Annotated in this window: 15 protein-coding genes, 1 tRNA gene and 2 pseudogenes; 15 read left to right on the top strand and 3 right to left on the bottom strand. The window is 74.1% G+C overall.

Annotated elements, in window-relative coordinates; translation table 11 throughout:
• From GA0115242_RS08905 to GA0115242_RS08875, 7 genes and pseudogenes are all read left to right on the top strand, one after another.
• Positions 1-864 (top strand): annotated as a pseudogene (locus tag GA0115242_RS08905) (maleylacetate reductase); the annotation flags it as partial.
• A gap of 247 nt (positions 865-1,111) precedes the next feature.
• Positions 1,112-1,762 (top strand): GntR family transcriptional regulator, encoded by a 651-nt coding sequence (locus GA0115242_RS08900; RefSeq protein WP_093826345.1) that lies wholly within the window; start codon positions 1,112-1,114, stop codon positions 1,760-1,762.
• Positions 1,763-1,807: 45 nt separating this feature from the next.
• Positions 1,808-2,560, top strand: coding sequence for a PIG-L deacetylase family protein (locus GA0115242_RS08895; protein ID WP_093826340.1), 753 nt, complete (start codon positions 1,808-1,810; stop codon positions 2,558-2,560).
• On the top strand, positions 2,557-3,261 hold the full coding sequence (locus GA0115242_RS08890; RefSeq protein ID WP_093826338.1) for a 4-carboxy-4-hydroxy-2-oxoadipate aldolase/oxaloacetate decarboxylase: 705 nt from the start codon (positions 2,557-2,559) through the stop codon (positions 3,259-3,261). Before GA0115242_RS08895 ends, GA0115242_RS08890 begins: the two co-directional genes overlap by 4 nt.
• On the top strand, positions 3,258-4,385 hold the full coding sequence (locus GA0115242_RS08885; RefSeq protein WP_256089390.1) for a 4-oxalomesaconate tautomerase: 1,128 nt from the start codon (positions 3,258-3,260) through the stop codon (positions 4,383-4,385). Before GA0115242_RS08890 ends, GA0115242_RS08885 begins: the two co-directional genes overlap by 4 nt.
• Positions 4,366-5,316 (top strand): VOC family protein, encoded by a 951-nt coding sequence (locus tag GA0115242_RS08880; RefSeq protein ID WP_093826336.1) that lies wholly within the window; start codon positions 4,366-4,368, stop codon positions 5,314-5,316. Before GA0115242_RS08885 ends, GA0115242_RS08880 begins: the two co-directional genes overlap by 20 nt.
• Before the next feature lie 303 nt (positions 5,317-5,619).
• On the top strand, positions 5,620-6,948 hold the full coding sequence (locus GA0115242_RS08875; protein ID WP_093826334.1) for an MFS transporter: 1,329 nt from the start codon (positions 5,620-5,622) through the stop codon (positions 6,946-6,948).
• Between the two features lie 56 nt (positions 6,949-7,004).
• Here GA0115242_RS08875 and GA0115242_RS08870 read toward each other — a convergent pair whose 3' ends face one another.
• Positions 7,005-7,583, bottom strand: coding sequence for a TetR/AcrR family transcriptional regulator (locus GA0115242_RS08870; protein WP_093826333.1), 579 nt, complete (start codon positions 7,581-7,583; stop codon positions 7,005-7,007).
• Positions 7,584-7,951: 368 nt separating this feature from the next.
• Here GA0115242_RS08870 and GA0115242_RS08865 point away from each other — a divergent pair, with 368 nt between their 5' ends.
• From GA0115242_RS08865 to GA0115242_RS08850, 4 genes are all read left to right on the top strand, one after another.
• A complete protein-coding gene (locus GA0115242_RS08865; protein ID WP_093826331.1) occupies positions 7,952-9,439 on the top strand; it encodes an MFS transporter in 1,488 nt (495 codons plus the stop codon).
• A gap of 328 nt (positions 9,440-9,767) precedes the next feature.
• Positions 9,768-9,841 (top strand) — tRNA-Pro (locus GA0115242_RS08860).
• Positions 9,842-10,113: 272 nt separating this feature from the next.
• Positions 10,114-11,394, top strand: a complete 1,281-nt coding sequence (locus tag GA0115242_RS08855; RefSeq protein WP_256089389.1) for an FAD-dependent oxidoreductase — start codon at positions 10,114-10,116, stop codon at positions 11,392-11,394.
• A 23-nt stretch (positions 11,395-11,417) separates the two neighbouring features.
• A complete protein-coding gene (locus GA0115242_RS08850; RefSeq protein WP_202555091.1) occupies positions 11,418-12,275 on the top strand; it encodes an alpha/beta fold hydrolase in 858 nt (285 codons plus the stop codon).
• Between the two features lie 35 nt (positions 12,276-12,310).
• On the opposite strand, the gene GA0115242_RS08845 is transcribed toward GA0115242_RS08850, so the two are convergent.
• Together GA0115242_RS08845 and GA0115242_RS08840 are read right to left on the bottom strand one after the other, a co-directional pair.
• On the bottom strand, positions 12,311-13,126 hold the full coding sequence (locus GA0115242_RS08845; RefSeq protein ID WP_311638440.1) for an NAD(P)H-binding protein: 816 nt from the start codon (positions 13,124-13,126) through the stop codon (positions 12,311-12,313).
• A 181-nt stretch (positions 13,127-13,307) separates the two neighbouring features.
• Entirely contained in the window at positions 13,308-16,607 is a 3,300-nt protein-coding gene (locus GA0115242_RS08840) for a BTAD domain-containing putative transcriptional regulator (RefSeq protein ID WP_093826328.1), read from the bottom strand.
• A gap of 224 nt (positions 16,608-16,831) precedes the next feature.
• Here GA0115242_RS08840 and GA0115242_RS08835 point away from each other — a divergent pair, with 224 nt between their 5' ends.
• The 4 genes and pseudogenes from GA0115242_RS08835 to GA0115242_RS40295 all read left to right on the top strand — a co-directional run.
• Positions 16,832-17,443, top strand: coding sequence for an NADPH-dependent FMN reductase (locus GA0115242_RS08835; RefSeq protein ID WP_093826347.1), 612 nt, complete (start codon positions 16,832-16,834; stop codon positions 17,441-17,443).
• A 2-nt stretch (positions 17,444-17,445) separates the two neighbouring features.
• Positions 17,446-18,234 carry a thioesterase II family protein gene (locus tag GA0115242_RS08830; RefSeq protein WP_256089388.1) on the top strand — a complete coding sequence of 263 codons (789 nt, stop codon included), beginning with the start codon at positions 17,446-17,448 and terminating at the stop codon, positions 18,232-18,234.
• Positions 18,235-18,475: 241 nt separating this feature from the next.
• Positions 18,476-20,878, top strand: coding sequence for a BTAD domain-containing putative transcriptional regulator (locus GA0115242_RS08825; protein WP_093826324.1), 2,403 nt, complete (start codon positions 18,476-18,478; stop codon positions 20,876-20,878).
• Between the two features lie 45 nt (positions 20,879-20,923).
• A pseudogene (locus GA0115242_RS40295) lies at positions 20,924-21,540 on the top strand (hypothetical protein); the annotation flags it as partial.

Genomic DNA, 21,540 nt, shown 5'->3' with positions numbered 1-21,540 from the left:
GCACGTCCCCGCCGAGGCCGCGGACGAGGTCGTCGCGGTGGCGCGGGCGGCCGGTGCCGACGGTTGCGTGGCGGTCGGCGGCGGCTCCGCGATCGGGCTGGGCAAGGCGCTCGCGCTGCGCACCGGGCTGCCGCTGATCGCCGTGCCCTCCACCTACTCGGGCTCGGAGGCCACCGCCGTCTGGGGCCTGACCGAGAACGGCGTCAAACGCACCGGCCATGACCCCGTCGTGCAGCCCCGCGCGATCCTCTACGACCCCGCGCTGACCCACTCCCTGCCTGTGCCGCTCTCGGTCACCAGCGGCATCAACGCCGTCGCGCACGCCGCCGAGGCGCTCTACGCCCCGACCGCTCGCCGCTGATCGCGCTGACGGCGCAGGAGGGCGTGCGGATGATGGCGGGCGCCCTGCCCGGGATCGCGGCGGACCCCGGCTCGCCGGGCGCGCGCGGCCGGGCGCTGTACGCGGCCTGGCTGTGCGGGACCTGCCTGGGCGCCACGGCGATGGGCCTGCACCACAAGCTCTGCCATGTGCTGGGCGGCGGCTTCGGCCTCCCGCACGCGCAGACGCACACCGTGGTGCTGCCGTACGCCCTCGCCCACAACGCGCCCGCCGCCCCCGAGGCGCTCGCCGCGCTGGCCCGCGCCCTGGGCACCGACGACGCGCCGCGCGCCCTGCACGACCTGGCCGCCCGGCTCGGCGCCCCCACCTCGCTCGCCGAACTCGGGCTCAAGGAGAGCGATTTGGCGCAGGCGGCGGAGCAGGTGGCCGCGCAGTCGTTCCCCAACCCCCGTGAGGTGACGGCGGACGGGGTGCTCGGCCTGCTGCGGGCCGCCCACGCGGGCGGGCCGCCGGCCCGGGACTGACCGGTGCGACGGAGGGCGGCCGCGACCGGGCGGCCGCCCTCTTCGCGTGCCTGGTCTCCCGGCCGTCCCGCCCGCGCGATCCCCGCGGTGCCGTGCGGGCGATCCCTGCGGTCCCGCGCGTGCGAGCCGCGCGGCTCCGTGCGCGCGATCTTCGCGGCTCTGTGCGCGCAATACGGCGGACAAAATTGTTGACAATGTTGTCTGGCTAGATTTAGGTTCGACAGGCACTCATCCAGGGAGGGCACACATGCCGAAGGAAGCCCGTCCGAGCACCGGCGAACAGGCCAAACAGCACGCGCTCGGAGAGCTGCGGCAGGCGATCCTGCGGGGCGAGATGGCACCGGCCCAGCGGCTGGTGGAGAACGAACTCGCCGAGCAGTTCGGGGTGACCCGCGCGAGCATCCGGGCCGCGCTCATCGACCTGGAGGCACAGGGCCTGGTCGAGCGGATCCGCAACCGCGGCTCACGGGTGCGGGTGGTGACCGTGGAGGAGGCGGTCGCCATCACCGAGTGCCGCATGGCCCTCGAAGGGCTGTGCGCCGCCAAGGCCGCCGCCCTCGTCAGCGACCGGCAGATCGCCGAACTCACCGAGTTGGGCACCGCGATGACCAAGGCCGTCGCGGACGGCGAACCGATGACCTACTCCGAGCTGAACCAGCAACTGCACACCAGGGTCCGGCACTTCTCCGGCCAGCGCACCGCCGTCGACCTGCTGGAACGGCTCAACGCCCAACTGGTGCGCCACCGCTTCCAGTTGGCGCTGCGTCCGGGGCGCCCGCAGCACTCCCTGAACGAGCACCTGGCGATGATCGACGCGATCAGCACCCGGGACCCGCAGGCGGCCGAGGCGGCCGTCCGCGCCCACCTCACCAGCGTGATCGAGGCCCTGCGCGACTGATCACGCGCGAGGCGGGCGCACCCTCTGTCACAAGGAGAAGTGAGCATGACGCCTGGCAACGCGCCCGCCCCGCCACCCCGGTCCACCCTCGTCGTCACCGCGCACGCCGGGGACTTCGTGTGGCGGGCCGGTGGCGCCGTCGCCCTGGCCGCCGCCCGGGGCGAGAAGGTCACCCTCGCCTGCCTGACCTTCGGCGAGCGCGGCGAGTCCGCCGCGGCGTGGCGCGAGGGCCGGACCCTGGAGGAGATCAAGGCGATCCGCCGGGACGAGGCCGAGCGCGCCGCCGCCGTCCTGGGCGCCGAGGTCCTCTTCTTCGACGCGGGCGACTACCCGCTCGTCCCCACCGCCGAGCTGACCGACCGGCTGGTCGCCGTCTACCGCGCCACCCGGCCGGACGTCGTCCTCACCCACCCGGCCGAGGACCCCTACAACGGGGACCACCCGGCCGCCCACCGGATGGCGCTGGAGGCCCGCGTCCTGGCCCAGGCCGTCGGATACCCGGGGGAGGGCGACGTCATCGGCGCCCCGCCGGTCTTCCTCTTCGAGCCCCACCAGCCCGAGATGAGCGGCTTCCGGCCCGAGGTGCTGCTCGACATCACCGAGGTGTGGGAGACCAAGCGCGCCGCGATGGAGTGCCTCGTCGCCCAGCGCCACCTGTGGTCCTACTACACCGATCTCGCCGTGCGCCGGGGCGTCCAGCTCAGGCGCAACGCCGGGCCGAACCTCGGCCTGGCCCACACCACCAAGGCCGAGGCGTTCATGCGGCCGTTCCCGCAGATCACGAAGGAGCTGGCATGAGCGGCGTCATCGTCACCGACCCCCCGAAGGCCGCACGGCAGGACGTCGAGGCGCTGGGCGCGTTCGGCGTGGCGACCATCAGCGAGGCGATGGGCCGCACCGGCCTGCTCGGTCCGGAGATCCGCCCGGTCCAGCAGGGCGTGCGGATCGCGGGCACCGCCGTCACCGTGCTGAGCTGGCCCGGCGACAACCTCATGATCCACGCGGCCGTCGAGCAGTGCGGCGAGGGGGACGTCCTGGTGGTCACCACCACCTCCCCGTCCACCGACGGCATGTTCGGCGAGCTGTTCGCGACCGCGCTGCGCGCCCGCGGGGTGCGCGGCGTCGTCACCGGCGCCGGGATCCGCGACACCCAGGAGCTGCGCGACATGGGCTTCGCGGCCTGGGCGCGCGCCGTCTCCTCGCAGGGCACCGTCAAGGCCACCGGCGGCTCGGTCAACGTGCCGATCGCCCTGGACGGCCAGGTCGTCCGCCCCGGTGACGTGATCGTCGCGGACGACGACGGCGTGGTCGTCGTCCCCCGCGAGCGGGCCCGGGAGACGGCCGAGCGGTCGCGGGCCCGCGAGGCCAAGGAGGCGGCCACCCGCGAGGCGTTCATCGGCGGCCAACTCGGCCTGGACCGATACGGGTTGCGCGAGACGCTGGAGCGGCTCGACGTCTCCTACCAGCCGTACGGGGCGTGGGAAGCGGAGCGGTCGTGACCGGGCCGGCCGAGGTGCGCTGCACCCTGATGCGCGGCGGCACCTCCAAGGGCGCCTACTTCCTCGCGGACGACCTCCCCGCCGACCCCGCCGCCCGGGACGGACTGCTGCTGCGCGTCATGGGCAGCCCCGACCCGCGCCAGATCGACGGGCTCGGCGGAGGACACCCGCTCACCAGCAAGGTCGCCGTGGTGAGCGCCTCCGACGACCCGGACGCGGACGTCGACTACCTCTTCCTCCAGGTCTCCGTGGACCGCCCCGAGGTCACCGACCGGCAGAACTGCGGCAACATCCTCGCCGGGGTCGGGCCGTTCGCCGTCGAGCGCGGACTGGTGAAGGCGGGCGGGGAGCGGACGTCGGTGCGCATCCGGATGCTCAACACGGGCGAGTCGGCCGTCGCCACCTTCCCCACGCCCGGCGGACGCGTCGACTACACCGGCGCCGCCGAGATCTCCGGGGTGCCGGGGACGGCCGCCGCCGTGGTGATCGAGTTCCCGGCCGGCGCCACCCCGCTGCTGCCCACCGGCAACGTCCGCGACACCGTCGCCGGGGTCACCGTCACCCTCGTCGACAACGGCATGCCGACGGTGCTCGTCCCGGCCGCCGCACTCGGCGCCACCGGTTACGAGCGGCCCCAGGACCTGGAGGAGGACGCGGCGCTCGCCGAACGGCTGCGCGCCATCCGCCTGGAGGCCGGGCGGCTGATGGGCCTCGGCGACGTCACGTCCGCCACCGTGCCCAAGCTCAGCCTGCTCGCGCCGCCCCGCGCGGACGGCGCCGTCACCACCCGCACCTTCATCCCGGTGCGCTGCCACACCTCCATCGGCGTCCTCGGCGCCGCGAGCGTGGCCGCCGGGCTGCGGCTGCCCGGCGGGGTGGGGGAGGGCATCGCCCGGCTCCCGGGGACGGGCGACCGCGTCCGGGTCGAACACCCCACCGGCTACCTCGACATCGACACGGACGTCGACCCCGGATCCGGCGACACCCCGCCCGCGGCCCGCCGCACGGCCGTCGTCCGCACGGCGCGCAAGATCTTCGACGGGACGGTCTTCCCCGTGCCCGCCGCCCCGGCCACCCCGTCCGACCACCCCCTCGGAGGCAACGATGGCCCCGCCCCTCGGTGACATCGCCCATGTCGGCCACGCCCAGCTGTTCACCCCGGACCTGGACGCCAGCGTCGCCTTCTGCACCGACTTCCTCGGCCTGACCGTCAACGGACGCCGGGGCGACACCGTCTACCTGCGGACCTTCGACGACTACGAGCACCACAGCCTGGTGCTCACCGCCCGCGACCGGCCCGGCCTCGGCAGGCTCGCGCTGCGCGCATCGAGCGAGGAGGCGCTGCACCGGCGGGTGCGGGCCGTCGAGGCGGCGGGCGGCACCGGGAGCTGGGTCGAGGACGAACCCGGCCTCGGCCGCCTGTACGTCACCACCGACCCGGACGGCCACGAGCACGCCCTGTACTGGGAGAGCGAACACTTCACCGCCCCACCGGAGTCGAGGCCCGCGCTGAAGAACCAGCCGCAGGCCAAGCCGGACCGGGGCGTCGGCGTGCGCCGCCTGGACCACGTCAACTTCCTCGCGGCCGACGTGCTCGCCAACGCGGAGTTCCAGGAACAGGTCCTCGGCGCCCGGCCGACCGAGCAGATCCGCCTCGACTCCGGTACGGTCGCGGCCCGTTGGCTGACCTTCACGGACAAGTCCTACGACGTCGTCTACACCGCCGACCGGACCGGCTCCCGAGGACGGCTGCACCACATCGCGTTCGCCACCGACACCCGCGAGGACATCCTGCGCGCCGCCGACCTGGCGATCGACTCGGGCGTCTTCATCGAGACGGGCCCGCACAAGCACGCCATCCAGCAGACGTTCTTCCTCTACGTCTACGAACCGGGCGGCAACCGGATCGAGTTGTGCAACCCGCTCACCCGGCTGGTGCTCGCCCCCGACTGGCCGCTGATCACCTGGACCGAGGCGGAGCGCGCCAAGGGGCAGGCGTGGGGCCTGAAGACCATCGAGTCCTTCCACACCCACGGGACCCCGCCGGTTCCCTGACGGGGCGGAAGGGGAACGGTCCGGGGGAGGAGCGGGCGCCGCTCCGCGGGCGGGCCGGGGAAGCCCTCGCTCGGGCCGGTGGGCCCTCCACGGGCCGGGGCAGCCCCGCCCAGGGAGGGGCGGCGGAGCAAGCGGAACCAGTGACCCAGGGATTGTTGACAAAAGCGTTGACACTCCCTGGGCGGCTCCCTACCGTCAGGCGCACACCGGGTCGAGCGCGTGCGCCGCACGGACCCGCCGCGTCGACGCCCTTCCGCAGCGAAGCCCCGCCAGGGGGTCTCCCTGGACGAGAGGAAAACAACGATGTCCTCCTCACCCTCGCTCTCCGCCCGCGGCGGCAGGCTGGCCCTCCTGGTGGTCGGCCTGTGCTGGCTCGCCGTCCTCTTCGACGGCCTCGACATGTTCATCTACGGCTCGGTGCTGCCGCACCTGCTGGAGAACAAGACCTTCGGCCTCACCCCCGACCGGGCCGGTGACCTCGGCAGCTACGCCACCTTCGGCATGCTGGTGGGCGCCCTCACCGCCGGAACCGTCGCCGACCGCGTCGGCCGCAAGAAGCTCATGGTCGGCTGCGTCGTCCTCTTCTCCCTGGCCTCCGCGCTCTGCGCCGTCTCCGGCGGCATCGCCGTCTTCGGCCTCGGCCGCACCCTGGCCGGCGTCGGCCTCGGCGGACTCCTGCCCACCGCGATCAGCATGGTCAGCGACTACGCCCCGCGCGGCCGCGGCGCCCTCGTCATCGGCACCCTGATGACCGCCCACCACGCGGGCGGCATCCTCTCCGCCTACGTCGCCAAGTGGCTGGTGGAACCGGTCGGTTGGCGGGCCGCCTTCTGGGTCTGCGTGCTGCCGCTGCTGTTCGCCCCGGTGCTCGCCAGGTCCCTGCCCGAGTCGCTGAGCTTCCTGGTCGCCAAGGGCCGCACCGAGGAGGCCGGCGCCCTCGCGGAGCGGTACGACGTCGAACTGCCCGCAGCCAAGGGCGCGAAGCAGGGCGCGGCCGACCGCTGGAACGCGCTCCTCAACCTGTTCAGGGGCGGTGAGTGGAGCCAGACCCTGCTCTACTGGCTGGCCTCCTTCGGCGGACTGCTCCTCGTCTACGGCGTCGCCACCTGGCTGCCCACCCTGATGCGCGGCGAGGGCTACGCGCTCGGCTCCGCCCTCAGCTTCGTCGTCGTCTTCAACCTCGGCGGCATCGTCGGCATGCTGGTCGCGGGCCGCGCCGCCGACCGCTTCGGCGCCCCGCGCATCTCGGCGCTCTGGTTCGCGCTCACCGCGGTCGGCGTCTACCTGCTCAGCGTCCACATGCCGATGGGCGTGACGATGGTCGTCGTCTTCCTGACCGGGGTCTTCCTCAACAGCGCCCAGGTGATGATCTACGCGACCGTCTCGCTCCGCTCCACCCCCGACAACCGCGCCACCGCCGTCGGCTGGACCTCCGGCATGGGCCGCTTCGGCGCCGTCTTCGGGCCGTGGCTCGGCGGCCAGTTGCTCGCCTCCGGCCATGGCGACCTCGGCTTCACGGCCTTCGCCCTCGCCGGGGTCTCCTCCATGGTCCTCATCGGCGTCGCCGCCCTGCGCGGCCCCCGCAGGGGAGCGACCGGCAGCAGCGACCCCGAACTGCTCACCGCGCACTGACCGGCGGGCGGGGGCCGGTCGGCGTCCGGTGTCACCGGGGCGCCCCCGAGCCCCCGTCAGCGTCCCCCGCGCACCCCGTCGAGGGCGATGGCCAGCAGGCGGTCGCGCTGGGCGTCGTCGGTGACGGTCGTGCCCGTGACCCCGGCGAAGAGGCGCAGCAGGTCCCCGAAGTCCATGTCCGTGCGGGCGGTCCCCGCGGCCTGGGCTCTCTCGAAGAGCGGACCGCCCGCCGCGTACATCGACTCGCGGCAGGCCAGGAACGTCTCGGACTCGTCGTCGAGCGCCTCGCGCACCGCGCGCTTGGTCACCATGTAGTCGGTGAACCGGCGCAGCCAGGTGGTGAGCGCCTCCCACGGCTCCAGCGCGGCGACCTGCTGGGCGACCCGCACCAGTTCGTCCACCTCGGCCGCGTACACGCTCTCGAAGAGATGACGGCGGGTCGGGAAGTTCCGGTAGAGGGTGCCGATGCCGACGCCCGCGCGGCGGGCGATGTCCTCCAGGGACGCCTCCGCGCCGTTCTCCGCGAACGCCTCGCGCGCGGCGACCAGCAGCGCGTCGTAGTTGCGGGCGGCGTCCTTACGGTGCGGGCGCCGGGCGGCCACGATCTCGGTCACGGGGTACGGCGTGGGCGTCATTGCTGCCTCCCGGGTCGGCGCGCGGTTGAAGCGGAGGGGTGCCTCCGATACAGTGGAGGGGTACCTCCACTTTACCAGTGAGGGGCGCGTTCGCCGTGCTCCCGTGCGCCCGCACGTGACCGTGAGACGTCACCGCCCCCGTACCACCGCCTCGCGCCCGCCCGGCGTGTGCGCCGCGCACGCACGCCCCGGGCCCCGGGCCGTCCGCATCGCCAGTCCGTCAGACCGCCGCACCGCCGAACCCTCACACCGTCCCCGCGACCGCCGACGACGGCCGTCCGCGTACCCCGGCATGCCTCCAGGGGCCTCCGCCGGGCCCGCCCGACCACCGTCAGAGGCCCCCGCCGCCCGTTCCGGAGAGGCTCCCCATGCCCCGCACGTCCACCCGTCTCACCTTCGCGGTCCTCGCGACCGGAGCCGGTGTGTTCTCCATGTTCCAGTCGCTGATCGCGCCCGCGCTGCCGACCGTCCAGCACGCGCTGCACACCTCGCAGTCCACCGCGACCTGGGTGATGACCGCCTATCTGCTGTCGGCCTCCGTCTTCACGCCGATCCTCGGCCGGGTCGGCGACCTGGTCGGCAAGAAGCGCACGCTCGTCGCCGTCCTGCTGACCGTGGCCGCGGGCTGCCTGCTCGCCGCCCTCGCGCCCACCATCGGCGTGCTGATCGTCGCCCGGGTCGTCCAGGGCGTGGGCGGCGCGCTGTTCCCGCTCTCCTTCGGCATCATCCGGGACGAGTTCGACGCGTCCCGGGTCACCGGCAGCATCAGCGCGCTCTCCGCCGTCATCGCGGCGGGCGGCGGCGTCGGCATGGTCGCCGCCGGGCCCGTCGTGACCGCGCTCGACTACCGCTGGCTGTTCTGGATACCGGTCGCCGTCGTCCTCGCGGCCACGCTGATCGCCGTACCGTACGTGCCCGAGTCGCCCGACCGGGCCGAGGGCAGGATCAGTTGGCTCGGCGCCGTCCTCCTGTCGGCGTGGCTGGTCGCGCTGCTGCTGCCGCTGAGCCAGGCGGGCGTGTGGGGCTGGGGTTCGGCGCGGGTCGTCGGGCTGCTCGGCGCGGCCGTCGTCCTGTTCGGGGCGTGGCTGCTGTCCGAGGCCCGCTCGGCGACCCCGCTGATCGACCTGCGGGTGCTGCGGCTGCCGGTGGTCCTGACGACGAACGCGGCCGCGCTCCTCTTCGGCGCCGGCATGTACGCGATCTGGTCGTTCCTGCCCGGCTTCGTGCAGACACCCGCCTCCGCCGGATACGGCTTCGGCGCGAGCGTGACGGCCTCCGGCCTGCTGATGCTCCCGATGCTGATCGCGATGTTCGTGTCCGGCCTGCTCAGCGCCCGCCTGGAGCCGGTGCTCGGGGCGAAGACCCTGCTCACCACGGGGACGGCGCTGGGCGCGGTCGCCTGCGGCACGCTGACCCTCTGGCATGCCGAGCGGTGGCAGATCGCCCTGGCGGCCGGTGTCTTCGGCCTCGGCATCGGACTGGCCTTCGCGTCGATGGCCCACCTGATCGTCGGCAGCGTCCCGCCGTCCAGGACCGGCGCGGCGACCGGCATGAACGCCAACATCCGCACCATCGGCGGCTCGATCGGCGCGGCGGTGACGGGCGTCCTGGTCACCGGCCGCCTCCAGCCCTCGGGGCTGCCCGAGGAGTCCGGCTACACCCACGGCTTCGCCCTGCTGACCCTGCTCTGCCTCGCCGCGGCCCTGGCGGCACTCCTGGTCCCGACCGGCCGCGCGGGCGGGACGCGGGTGACGGGGACACCCCGCGCGTCGGGCGGAGCGACCGCCGCGGCGGGCCCGGTCGCCGGGGGAGCGCCGAGCACCCCGGCCACCTCGGCGACGGCGGACGCCGGTTGAGCGCCGGGGGCGCCCCGCGTGCCGGTCCCGGCCGGAGGGCGGCGGGGAACGCCCCGGTGCCTAGGGCGTGTCTGACCATGCGCGTCGTTGCCCGGAGGGCGGCCTCGCGGGGTCAGGTGCGTGCTCTCGCCGTGCCGGGCGTAGGCCCTCGTACTGGGCGTACTCGGGTCTGCGCCCGGTGCGGCGAGAGTGCGTGCATGGCGCCGCGAGGCAGACGGGCATGGTCAGACACGCCCTAGCCGACCGCGACCGGACGCTCACCGGGCGCACGGAGCGACCCGCCGGATGCGATAAGGTCGACCCGCACGCACGCGGTCCACCGCGTGAGCGGGACGTGGCGCAGCTTGGTAGCGCACTTGACTGGGGGTCAAGGGGTCGCAGGTTCAAATCCTGTCGTCCCGACTGGAGACAGTCGCAGATGAGGGCCGGTTTCGGAGGTATCCGAAACCGGCCCTTGATCATTTTTGGGAACCAGCTGGGGACCGGCGCCCACCATCTCCCGGGCGTCCCGTCAATGGCGCGAGGACCGGCGATTACCGCGTCGTGGTCGGCCGCTTACCGAGAAGTCCTACTGTCTGTGACGCATGGGGTCGGTGATGGACCTGAGGAGGAAGGGCACTGTGGACGGTGTGACCGCGGTCGCGGGGCGACGGGCCGTTGTGATGGGCGGCAGCATGGGGGGCCTGCTGGCGGCGCGGGCGCTGGCCGAGTCGTTCGACGAGGTCGTCGTGGTGGACCGCGATGTGCTCCCGGAGGAGTCGGCGAACCGGAGGGGAACGCCCCAGGACCGGCATGTGCACGGACTCCTGGCCCGGGGACGGCAGATCCTTGAGGAGTTCTTCCCCGGGATGACCGAGGAGTTGCGGGCGGCGGGCGCCGTCGTCGGCGACGTGGCGGCCGACGTCCGCTGGATCATGGACGGCGTCCCGATCAGCAAGGGACACGCCGGCCTCCCCACGGTCTCGGTGTCCCGCCCCACTCTTGAGGCCCATGTGCGGCGCCGGGTGCGGGGATTGGCCGGCGTGCGGTTACTGGACAGGACCGAGGTGGTGGGTCTGCGGTTCTCACCCGATGGGCAGCGCGTCACCGGGGTGCGCACCGTGCAGACCGGGGACGCGGCCAGTGGCTCCACCCTCGCGGCCGACTTGGTGGTGGACACCCTCGGACGCGGGTCGCGCGTCCAGCGATGGCTCGTGGACCAGGGCTGGCCCGAGGTCCCCGAGGAGAACACCCCGGCGGGACTGACCTACACCACGCGGCGCTACCGGGCGGGACCGCAGCCGTCCCCCGCGGACTTCTCCGTCGACATCGTCGCCACGCCGGACTACCCGCGAGGCGCCGTCTGCGCGCGGATCGACGGCGGGGTGCAGGTGGTGACCGCGTACGGGATCCTGGGCGACGTGCCGCCCGCGGACCCCGAGGGCTTCCTCGACTTCCTCAAGTCCCTGTCGTCGCCGGAGATCTACGAGGCGATGGTGGAGAACGAGGCGCCGCTCGACGACCCGGTGTCGCACCGCTTCCCGGCGAGCCTGCGCCGCCGGTACGAGCTGGTGGAGCGGTTGCCGCTCGGCCTGCTGGCGCTGGGCGACGCGGTGTGCAGCTTCAACCCGACGTACGGACAGGGCATGACGGTCGTGGCGCTGGGGGCGAAGGTGCTGCGCGCGCATGCGGCGGGCGGCCAAGTGCCCGATCCCGCCGCCTACTTCCGCGACCTGGCGCGGGACGCCGTCGACGAGGCATGGCGTCAGGCGCTCTGCAACGACCTGAGCTTCCCGGAGGTGGCGGGGGACAGGACGCCGGAGATCCTCGCCGAACAGGAGCACATGGGACGGGTGTTGGAGGCTGCGCGGTACGACGGCGCGATCGCCGCCGCCTACACCCGCGTCATCTCCCTCGTCGACCCGCCGCAGGCGCTGCACGCCGACTGGGTGCGCAAGGCGCTGCGGTCCGACTGACGAGCCCGCGCGGAGACGGAGACATGATGCGAGTCCCGGTGAACGACCTGGTCTTCGACGTCGATGTGACGGGCCCTGAGGAGGGCGCGACGGTCCTGCTGCTGCACGGGTTCCCGCACAGCCGGGAGTCCTGGACCGACGTCGCGACCCTCCTGCACCGGGCCGGGCTCCGGACGGTGGCCCCCGACCAGCGCGGATACTCACCCGGCGCCCGCCCCGAGGCGGTGGAGGCGTACGCCCTGCCCGAACTCGGCGCCGACGCGCTGGGCCTCCTGGACGCGCTGGGGGTGCGCGCCGCGCACGTCGTCGGGCACGACTGGGGTGCCGTCGTCGGCTGGTACCTGGCGGCCCGCTTCCCCCAGCGGGTGCGGAGTCTCACGGCGGTGGGATTCCCGCACCTGGACGCCTACCGGTGCGCGCTGAGGGTCGACCCCGAGCAGCGGCTGCACTCCGGCTACCTCGCCACGCTCAGCGCGGTGGACGCGGCCGACTCCTTCCTCGCGGACGACGCGGCCGGCCTGGTCGGCTGGTACCGGCAGTCCGCGGGCGCGCTGAGCGAGGAGCAGATCGCGCGGTACGTGCGCACCCACACCCGTCCCGGCACGCTGCGGGCCGCGCTGAAGTGGTACCGGGCGGGAACCCTCCAGAACGACGGCGAGCCGCTCGGGCCCGTCACCGTGCCCACCACCCACATCTGGAGCGAGAACGACCCGGCGGTGGGCCTCTTCGCCGCGGAGCGCACCGCGGACCATGTGACGGGGGAGTACCGCTTCGTCCGGCTGCCAGGGGTCTCGCACTGGCAGCCCCAGCAGGTGCCGGACAGGATCGCCTCGGAGATCCTGGACCGGGCCGACCGGACCGACCGGACCGACCGGACCTGACCGGCCCCCGGGAAGAGCGGGCCGTCCAGGTCCGGTCAGGCGGCCCAGACGCCGGTCGCGGCGGCCTCCTCGGCGAAGTCCGCGAAGTCCCGGGGGGCGCGGCCCAGCACGTCCTGGACGCCGCTCGACACATGGGCGTCCTCGCCCTCGCGGATCCAGGTGAACAGCCGGGCCAGGAACCGCGCCTGGTCCTCGGGCACGTCATGGGCCATGAGGTCGGCGACGTACTCGTCGGGGCTGACGGACCGGTAGCCGATGGTGCGGCCGGTCACCCGCGCGATGGTGCCGACGGCCTCCTCGAGCGAGAGGGCGCGCGGCCCTGACAGGGAGTGGATCACGCCGGTGTGGCCGTCCCGGGTGAGCACCGCCGCCGCGACCTCGGCGATGTCCCGGGCGTCGATGAAGGGCTCGCCGCCGGCGCCGGCGGGCAGCCGCACGGAGCCGGCCCGCACCGGGGCGCGCAGCAGGTCGTCCTCGGTGAACCCCTGCATGAACCAGGTCGGCCGCAGGATGGTCCAGGCGTCGCAGGACTCCCGCAGCGCCTCCTCGGTCGCGAGCAGCCCGGGATCGCCCGAGTCGGCCCAGCCGCGGGCGGAGAGCAGCACCAGCCGGGTGAGGCCGTGGCCGGCCGCAAACGTCACGAAGGCGCGCAGCCGCTCGGCGGCGTGCTCGTTCTGCGCGTCGACCAGATAGGCGGCCCGCGCGCCCGACACCGCGGCCGGCCAGGTCGACTCGTCGAACCAGTCGAAACGCACTGGGGCTGAGCCGCGCGAGACGGCCCGGACCTCCGCGCCGAGCCGCCGCAGATGTGCCACGACGTGTCTGCCGGTCTTCCCGGTGGCACCGGTCACCAGGATGGGACCCCTGTCGTCGGCCGCTGTCCCGTCATGTATATGACTCGGTCTCATGCCATCGAGTAGAACACGAACACGGGTGCGATCAAGAGGAGTTGGCGGTGTCGCGCGCGTCGCGCGGCGCCCGCTCCCCGGTCTCCGGGAACCCGCAGGCCGGGGCGGTGCGAGGGGACGGCGGTCAGGCCCGAGGGCCCGGCGGACGGGCGCGCGGGAGCGCCTGCCCCGCGTGGCTCTCCTCCTCGTCCGCCGCAGTCTCGTGGTCGCGGGCGGCGCCCTCGGCGAGCGCCGCGCGCACCCCCTCCGCGCCGAGCGCCGCACGGACCCGGGCGAAGACCCGTTCCACGTCACCGCGTTCGGCGGGCGGCAGCGGGGCTTCGCACTCCTCACGGGTGTGGGCCGCGGTGCCCAGCAGACGGGCCGCGCGGACATGGTGCCCGGCGAGGGAGTGAGCCCCGGCGAGTCCTTCGAGCGCCAGGGCCACCGCGCGGGCGTCACCGGTGGCGCGGGCCGTCGCCAGACAGTCCTGGTGGAGGCGGAGCGCGGCCGTGGCGTCCCCGCGCTGCTCCGCGACGAACCCCAACTCGGCCAGGACCAGGGCGAGTCCGGTGAGGGCGTGGTGGCAGCGGTTCCACTCCAGCCACGGCCGCAGATGCCCTTCGGCGACGTCGAGACGGCCCCGGCGGCGGGCGGCGAGGGCGAGCCCCAGCTCGGCGAACTGCTCCACCGGGCGGTTGCCCTGTTCGACGGCGAGCCGCAGCGCGCGCGAGTGCAGTTCGTCGGCCTCGGTCAACCGGTCGGTGAGCAGGGCGATCCGGCCGAGCCCGGAGAGCTTGCGGGACACCTCCGACCACAGTTCGAGGGACTCGGCGATGCGCAGCCCCTCCGAATGCAGCCTGGCCGCCTCGTCGTAGTCGGCGTTGATCTCCGCGAGGACGCTGAGCACCTCGGTCGCCTTGAGCTGCCCCCAGGCGTCGCCGAGCGCGATGAAGTGGGTGCGGGCCTCCAGCGCGTTGCCGCGCATCCCCTCCAGGTTGCCGCGGGCCATGGCGAGCGCGGCCAGGGTGCTCAGGGCGGCGGCGACACCCCAGACGTCGCGCAGCACCCGGAAGTCGGTCAGCGCGCCCTTCATCCGCCGCTCACCGGCGGTGAGGGCGCCCAGGCTCCACTCGGCGAAGCCGAGGAACCACTCCGCGCGCGCCCGGCCGACGGTCCGTTCCCCGGCCTTGGGGTGCGCGCGTTCCCCGGCCGGGCCGGCCGGGGAACCGTCAGAGGAGGGGGCGGCCCCCGGCCGGTGCTCCCCGATGAGCATCGCGAACCCCGTGTGCCACGCGCGTGCTTCCGCCCGGTCCGCCTCGGGCGCCAGGCCCGGGACGGCGAGCGCGAGGCGCATGGCCCGGGTCCCCTCACCGAGCCGGCCGCGCAGAAACCAGTACCAGGAGAGGGCGTTGGCCAGGCGCAGGGCCCAGGAGGCCGCGCCGATGCGTTCGGCCTCGTCCAGGGCGTGCTGGAAGTTGGCGCTCTCCGCGTCCAGGCGCTGGAGCCAGCGGCGCTGGTTGTGGCCGTGGAGATGAGGGCGGGCCAGTTCGGCGAGTTCGGTGTAGTACCGCAGGTGGCGCAGCGCCAACTCGGCGCTCTCGCCCAGCTCGTGGGTCTTGCGCTGGGCATAGGCGGCGACGGACTCCAGGAGCCGGTACCGCGGCCAGTGGGTGATGACCAGGGAACGGTCGACCAGCCGGGTCAGGACGTCCAGGACCTCCTCGTCCCCGGCCGGGTCGGCGTTCAGGTGCTCCACGGCTTCCAGCGTGCAGCCCTCGGCGTGCACGGCGAGCGAGCGCAGCAGGTCCTGTTCCTGACCGCTGAGCAGGCTCCAGCTCCAGTCGATGGCCGCCTGGAGGGTCTGCTGGCGGGCGGGTGCGCCGCGGTAGCCGCGGGTGAGGACGCGGAAGCGGTCGTCGAGGCGGTCGAGGATGTCCCGCAGGCCGAGGGAGCGCACGCGCGTGGCGGCCAGTTCGAGGGCCAGGGGCAGCCCGTCGAGGCGCCGGCAGATGGCGGCCACCACGGGGGCGGTGGAGTCGTCCAGGACGAAGCCCGGGTCGACGGACCTGGCGCGGGCGGCGAACAACTGGACGGCGCTGCACCCGCGCAGGGTGGCGGGGTCGCTGTCGGGCAGCGGCAGGCCGAGCGGGGGCACCGGCCACACCGTCTCACCGGGCAGGTGCAGCCGCTCCTGGCTGGTGGCCACCAGGTGCAGTTCCGGAGCGGCGTCGAGGAGCCGGGTGACCAGTTCGGCGACGGCGTCGACGAGGTGCTCGCAGTTGTCGAGGACCAGCAGCAGCCGGCGGGTGGTCAGGGCGGTCACCAGGTGCTGCACCGCGCCGCCCGCTCCGTCGGCGGCGACCGGAGCCGGGTCGGAGTCGCCCCGGATGCCCATCACCGCCATCACGTGTTCGGCCAGCGACGTCAGCCCTGTGGCGCTGCTGAGCCCGGCGAACTCCACCAGCCAGACACCGTCGGGGAACGCGTCGTCCAGTCGGCGCGCGGTGGCGGCGGCCAGTCTCGTCTTGCCCACACCCCCCGGCCCTGTGAGGGTGACCAGCCGCTCCTCGCTGACCAGGTGACGGAGTTCGGCCACCGCCTCGTCCCGTCCGACGAGGGAGCCGAGGCGGGCGGGCAGGTTGGTGCGGGAGCGGGTGCCCAGGGACGGGGGTGTCGTCCCCGTGGTGTCCTGGAGGGCCGGATCCTGGCGGAGGATCGCCTGCTGGAGCGCCTCGATGGCGGGACCGGGGGAGAGACCCAGTTCGTGGTCCAGGCGCCGTCGTAACTCCGCGTAGCTGCCGAGCGCCTCAGAGGAACGCCCGACCCGGTACAGGGAACGCATCTGCGCGGCCCGCAACCGCTCGCGCAGCGGGTGCGCCGCCACGAGCGCGGTGAGTTCGGCGATCAGGGTGCTGTGCTCGCCCAGTTCAAGACGGGCCTCGGCGTGCTCCTCTATCGCGGTGAGGCGCTGCTCCTCGAGGGAGTCGGCGGCGGCCCGGACGAAGGGCGCGTCGACGAAGTCCGCGAACGCGTGCCCGCGCCACAGCGACAGCGCGTCCCCCAGGGCGGCGGCCTTGGCCCGCGGGTCCTGGAGCGCGGTGGCGTCGCTGACCAGGGCCTGGAAGCGGCCGGAGTCCACCGACACCGCCGGGGCCGTCAGCACATAGCCGGGTGCCTGGCGCACGATCAGCTCCCGGCCGCCGGGCTCGGCGTCCTCCAACACCCGCCGCAGCTGGGACACTTTGGCCTGGAGGGCGCCCAACGGGTTGGTGGGGAGCGTCGAACCGCCCCAGAGCGCCTCGATGAGCCGCTCGGCCGCCACCACCCGCCCGGGGTGCGCGAGCAGATTGGCGAGCAGGGCCCGGACTTTCACCTCGGGGACTCGGACCAACCGTTCCTCGGTCGCCCACACTTCCAGTGACCCCAGCACCCTGAATTGCATATGCGCGAGCTTAACTCAGAGTGTTCACAATGGACTTACAGCAAACGCCGTTCCCGGCGGCCTTTCCGAAGTGCGTCCGAAGAGAATCCGAAGCGGCATGCCGCACAGTGATCTACGGCGGGAGGGGCGTCACGCGAGGAGGCGAACAGTTGAACACGGACACGGACACGCACGCGGGCACCGACGTGGACAGGGGTGCGGATCCGGACACGTGCACGGACCGGATGCGTCTGGTGATCATCGTCGGCAGCGTGCGGCACGGCCGGTTCGGCCTCGTGGCGGCCGAGTGGCTGGCCTCCCAGGCGGGGCTGCGCACCGACTTTGATATCGATGTCATCGACCTCGACACCGTCTGGCTGCCGGACGTGATGTTCATGGACCCCACCGAGTGCAAGCCGCAGGCCGTCCAGGACCTGGCGCCGTGGCTGGCCGAGGCCGACGCGTTCGTGGTGGTGACCCCCGAGTACAAGCGGAGCTTCCCCGCCTCTCTGAAAAGCGCCATCGACTGGTACGACGAGGAGTGGCGCGCCAAGCCCGTCGCCTTCCTCTCCTACGGCGGAGCGTCGAGCGGCCTGTGCGCGGTCGCCCAGCTCCGGCAGATCTTCGCCGAGGCGCACGCCGTGACCGTGCGCGAGACCGTCAGCTTCCACGCCCACCACGACCAGGACCGCCTCGACCGGTACAACGGCCTCGACACCGCCGGCTGTCCCTTCAACACCGGTCTCGACGCCGCTCGCGCCATGCTCGACCGGCTCGGCTGGTGGGCCCGCGCCCTGCGCCGGGCCCGCGAGACCGAACCGTACGAACCCGCCACGCAGCACTGCTTGGGAGAGTGACCGTGCGCAACGCAGAAACGAGCGTCGTGGACAGCAGGTGGTTCCGGCGATACCACCGGCCCGTCGACGACACGCCCCGGACCCGGCTGATCTGCTTCCCGCACGCGGGCGGCGCCGCCGGAGGATACGCGGCACTGGCCCGCCGGCTGGCACCCCGCCTCGACGTGTACGCCGTCCAGTACCCGGGACGGCACGACCGCAGACACGAGACCCCGGAGCACAGCCTGACCGCGCTCGCGGCACGGATCGCTGAACGGCTGCTGGAGGGCACCCGCGGACCGTACGCCCTCTTCGGCCACAGCATGGGCGCCCTCGTCGCCTACGAGACCGCCCGGGTCCTCGCCCGCCACGGTGCGCCCGCCCCGGCCCGGCTCATCCTCTCCGGCCGCGGAGCGCCCACGACGACCCCCGACCCGCACGACCGGCTCGACGGCGACGACGCGATCCTCGCGGCCGTCCGACGGCTCGGCGGCACCGGCGCCGCCGTGCTCGACAACCCCGAACTCCTCGCCCTCGCCCTGCCCGTGCTGCGCGCCGACTACGCCGCGCTGGCCGACTACCGCTGGACCGCCGAGCCGATGCTGAGCACACCGCTCAGCATCTTCGCCGGGGCGGACGACCCCCTCGTGCCGCAGCGGGCGGCGGCGGCCTGGGCCGACCTGACCTCGGCGACGTCCGAGACGCTGATGTTCCCCGGGGGCCACTTCTACCTGGGTGACCAGCTCGACACGGTGGCCGAGGCGATCGCCGACCTGCTGCCGTCCTTACCGGTCGGCCCACGCGGCCGGTAACGCCCCGCACGATGGTCCCCCCGTCCCGACGCCCCGTGCACCCGCTCACGTCCGGCGGCGCCGGAACGGGGGACCTCTGTGCGCGGCACTGCACGGGAGCCGGTACCACCGGCCCTGCCCGTGGTGAGAAGAGGAACGGGACAGTCATCGCCTCCACGCCGGCCGCCCTGACCGGGGCCGTACGCCAGATCGCGGCCCGCACCCCGGGGTCGGCACACACTTCGCCCACGAGGAGTCAAGCGTGCAGTTCAGGATCCTGGGTCCCTTAGAGGTGTCGTTCCACGACCAGGTGCTCCCCTTGGGGGGCTTCAAGCAACGCGCCGCGCTGGGCCTGCTGTTGCTGCGGGCCAACCGGGTCGTGGCCACCAGCGAGATGCTCACCGGGCTGTGGCCGGAGGAGGAACTCCCCGCCACGGCACGGAAGATCGTGCAGAACGCCATCTGGAGCCTGCGCGCCCTGCTCAGTTCACCGCCGGGCGACGAGGACCCGCCGGGGAGCCGCCGTCCCGAACTGCTCACCCAGGCACCGGGATACCTGTTGCGCGTCGACTCCGGCAGCCTCGACGTCAACCGGTTCGAGCGGCAAGTCGCCAAGGGCCGCGCCCGGTTGGCCGCGGGTGACGCGGAGGAGGCCGCACGGCTGCTGCGGGAGGCGCTCGCGGAATGGCGCGGACCGGCCCTCGCGGACCTCGCCGAACACGACGTCGCCTGGCCGGAACTGACGGTGCTGGGACAGCTGAGACTGGACGTCATGGAGGACCGCTTCGAAGCCGAACTGCGCTGCGGACGCCACCAGGCCGTACTGGCCGAACTCGTCCCCCTCGTCGCCGAACAGCCGCTGCGCGAGCGGCTGTGCAGGCAGCTCATGCTCGCCCTCTACCGCTGCGGCCGGCAGGCCGAGGCCCTCAGCGCCTTCACCCGGGTCCGCCGGGCGCTGGTCGAGGAGTACGGCCTCGAACCCTCCAGGGAACTGCAGTTGCTGCAGCAGAGCATCCTCACCCACGACCCCGCGCTCGCCGCTCCCGCAGTCACCGGCGGGGAACCCGTCGTCCTCGCGGAGGTACGCCCCCTGCAAGGTGCGCCGCGGACCGGGAACACCGTGCCGGAGAAGCCGGGGCTCCAGGTGGCGAGCCCCCGCGCCTCCGCCCCCGCACACGGCGCGGACCGGGCCCCGGACCGGCCCGGGTCCCGCCCGGCGGACCCGGTGGACCCGGCGGGCAGCGGTTCACCCACCCCGCCGGCCGCGGGCCAGGACGCGCGGCGACGGACGGCGGACGGGCCGGTGACCGAACGCCGTCGGGTCAGTGCCGTCCTGGTCCGCACGGGGTTCACCCCCGAGACCGACGCGCTCGGCGACGACCGCACCGCCCCGGCGCTGCACGCCGCGGGCAACGCGTTCGCCGACGGCGTCGAGGAGTTCGGCGGCACCGTCGTCGGCTCCCTCGGCTATGTCTCGGTCGCCGTGTTCGGACTGCGCGGCGAGCCCCACGCGGCGTCGCTCGACGCCGTGGCCGCCGCGTTCGCCGTACGCGACCGCTTCGCCGACATACCGGGGCCCACCTTCCACGCGGCCGTGATCGCGGGCTCGGCGCTGGTGCGCCACGATCCCCACGACCCGACCGTCCCGGTCACCGTCGCCGGGCGGCTGCTCGACGACGCCCTGACCCTGCTGGGCGCCGTCCCGCCCGGCGAGGTGCACATCAGCGGCGACGCCGCCCGCATCCCCGAGCCGAGGAACCGGCACTCCACCGCCCGCGCCGGAAGGCCACCGCAGGCACCGGGACACGAGCGCCCGCTCTCCGCGCTGCCCCCGCTGCCCTCCTGGGCCGACGCACCGGGCACCGTCACCGGGCCGCCGAAGGAACCCGTCGGCCACGAGCACGAACTGTCCATCGTGGTCGACCTGTTGGACCACAGCCGCCGCACCGCCGCGCCGCACCTCATGACGATCCTCGGCGACGAAGGCGTCGGGAAGACCCGGTTCCTGGAGGACTTCGAGCACCAGGTCACCGAAGTCTCACCGGAGGTGAGGGTGATACGCGTCGGAGGGGCGGCCAGCGCGGGGAACTCGCCGCGCCTGGCCCGCGACATCCTCGCCGCCTGCTGCGGACTGCCGCCAGGGGCGGGGGCGGACGGCCGATTCACCGAGGCCGTCCGCCGGCTGGCGGGCAACGGAGCGGCCGAACGGCTGCTGTACCACCTCATCCCGCTGATGGGACCGGCCGGCCGGTGCACCAGCCACGACGAGGTGCACGCCAGCTGGATCGAGGTGGTGGCGCTGGCCGCCCGCGAACGGCCCGTCGTGCTCTGCTTCGACGACGTCCACCGCTCCGAGGACCCGTTCCTGGACTGCGTGGAGAGGCTCGTCGCCACCGCGCGCCCCGCACCCCTGTTCGTGATGGCCGCCGCCCGGCCCGAGCTGCTCGAACGCCGGCCCTTCTGGGGCAGCGGGCAACGCCACGCGGGCACCCTCACCCTGGAGCGCTGGACGACACCCCGGGAGGACTTCGTCACGCGCTTCACGGATCAGCAGCACGCGCCCGAGAACTTCGTCCCACCGGCGTCCTTCCCGCGCCATGGCGCGCGAGGGATCCGCCGTCCGTCCGACCATGGACCGTTCGTGGCCCGGCATGCGGACCGGTGACCCGGGGGTGAACCCAACGGGCCGCCCGCTTGCTTCCCTTGACCCATGGATACCGACGTCTCCACGCCATCTCCCGCACCGCGTGCGGAGTTCACCCTGGCCGCGCTCGTGGGCAGGGAATTCGTCGAGGAACTCGACGCGGGGCTGCGCCGGGCGCGCGCCGCCGGACGGACCCCGGCCCACCCGCCGGTACCGCCGTCCCCTCCGGTACCTCCGTCCTCGCGGTCCCAGCCGTCGCCGCTGTCGCCGTCCGTCGATCCCGCGGCAGCCGGCCCCCGCCCGCCGCGCCCCGCGGAACCGGAGCACGGGTCGGCCGTGGCCCTGCTCACCAGATACGCCCCGCCGATCCTCCGGGCCTTCGAGACCGCCCTGCCCGCCCCGGGACCGATCGGCGGCGCGCGGCACCGCCCGCCCCGGCGTGGACTGCTCGTCTGGGCCCAGGCCGTGCTGCGCGACGCCATGGGCCTGCCGCCCGCCGCCCTCGTGACGCCGCCGCCCACCCCCGAACAGCAGGTCGTCGCGGCGGCCCTGCTGCTGGAGTGCGCGGCGGTGACGCTGCCGACGGCCCACCCCGCGGGCACGGAGGCGCTCGGCGTCCTCGCCCGCGCCATCCGCACCGGCGCCGCCCCGACCCCCTCGCCGGCGGCCGAGGCCCGCCCCGG

Source organism: Streptomyces sp. SolWspMP-5a-2, assembly GCF_900091845.1.
GTDB classification, from domain to species: domain Bacteria; phylum Actinomycetota; class Actinomycetes; order Streptomycetales; family Streptomycetaceae; genus Streptomyces; species Streptomyces doudnae.
The sequence above is the reverse complement of the archived record's forward strand: the minus strand, read 5'-3'. Positions and strand labels throughout refer to the sequence as shown.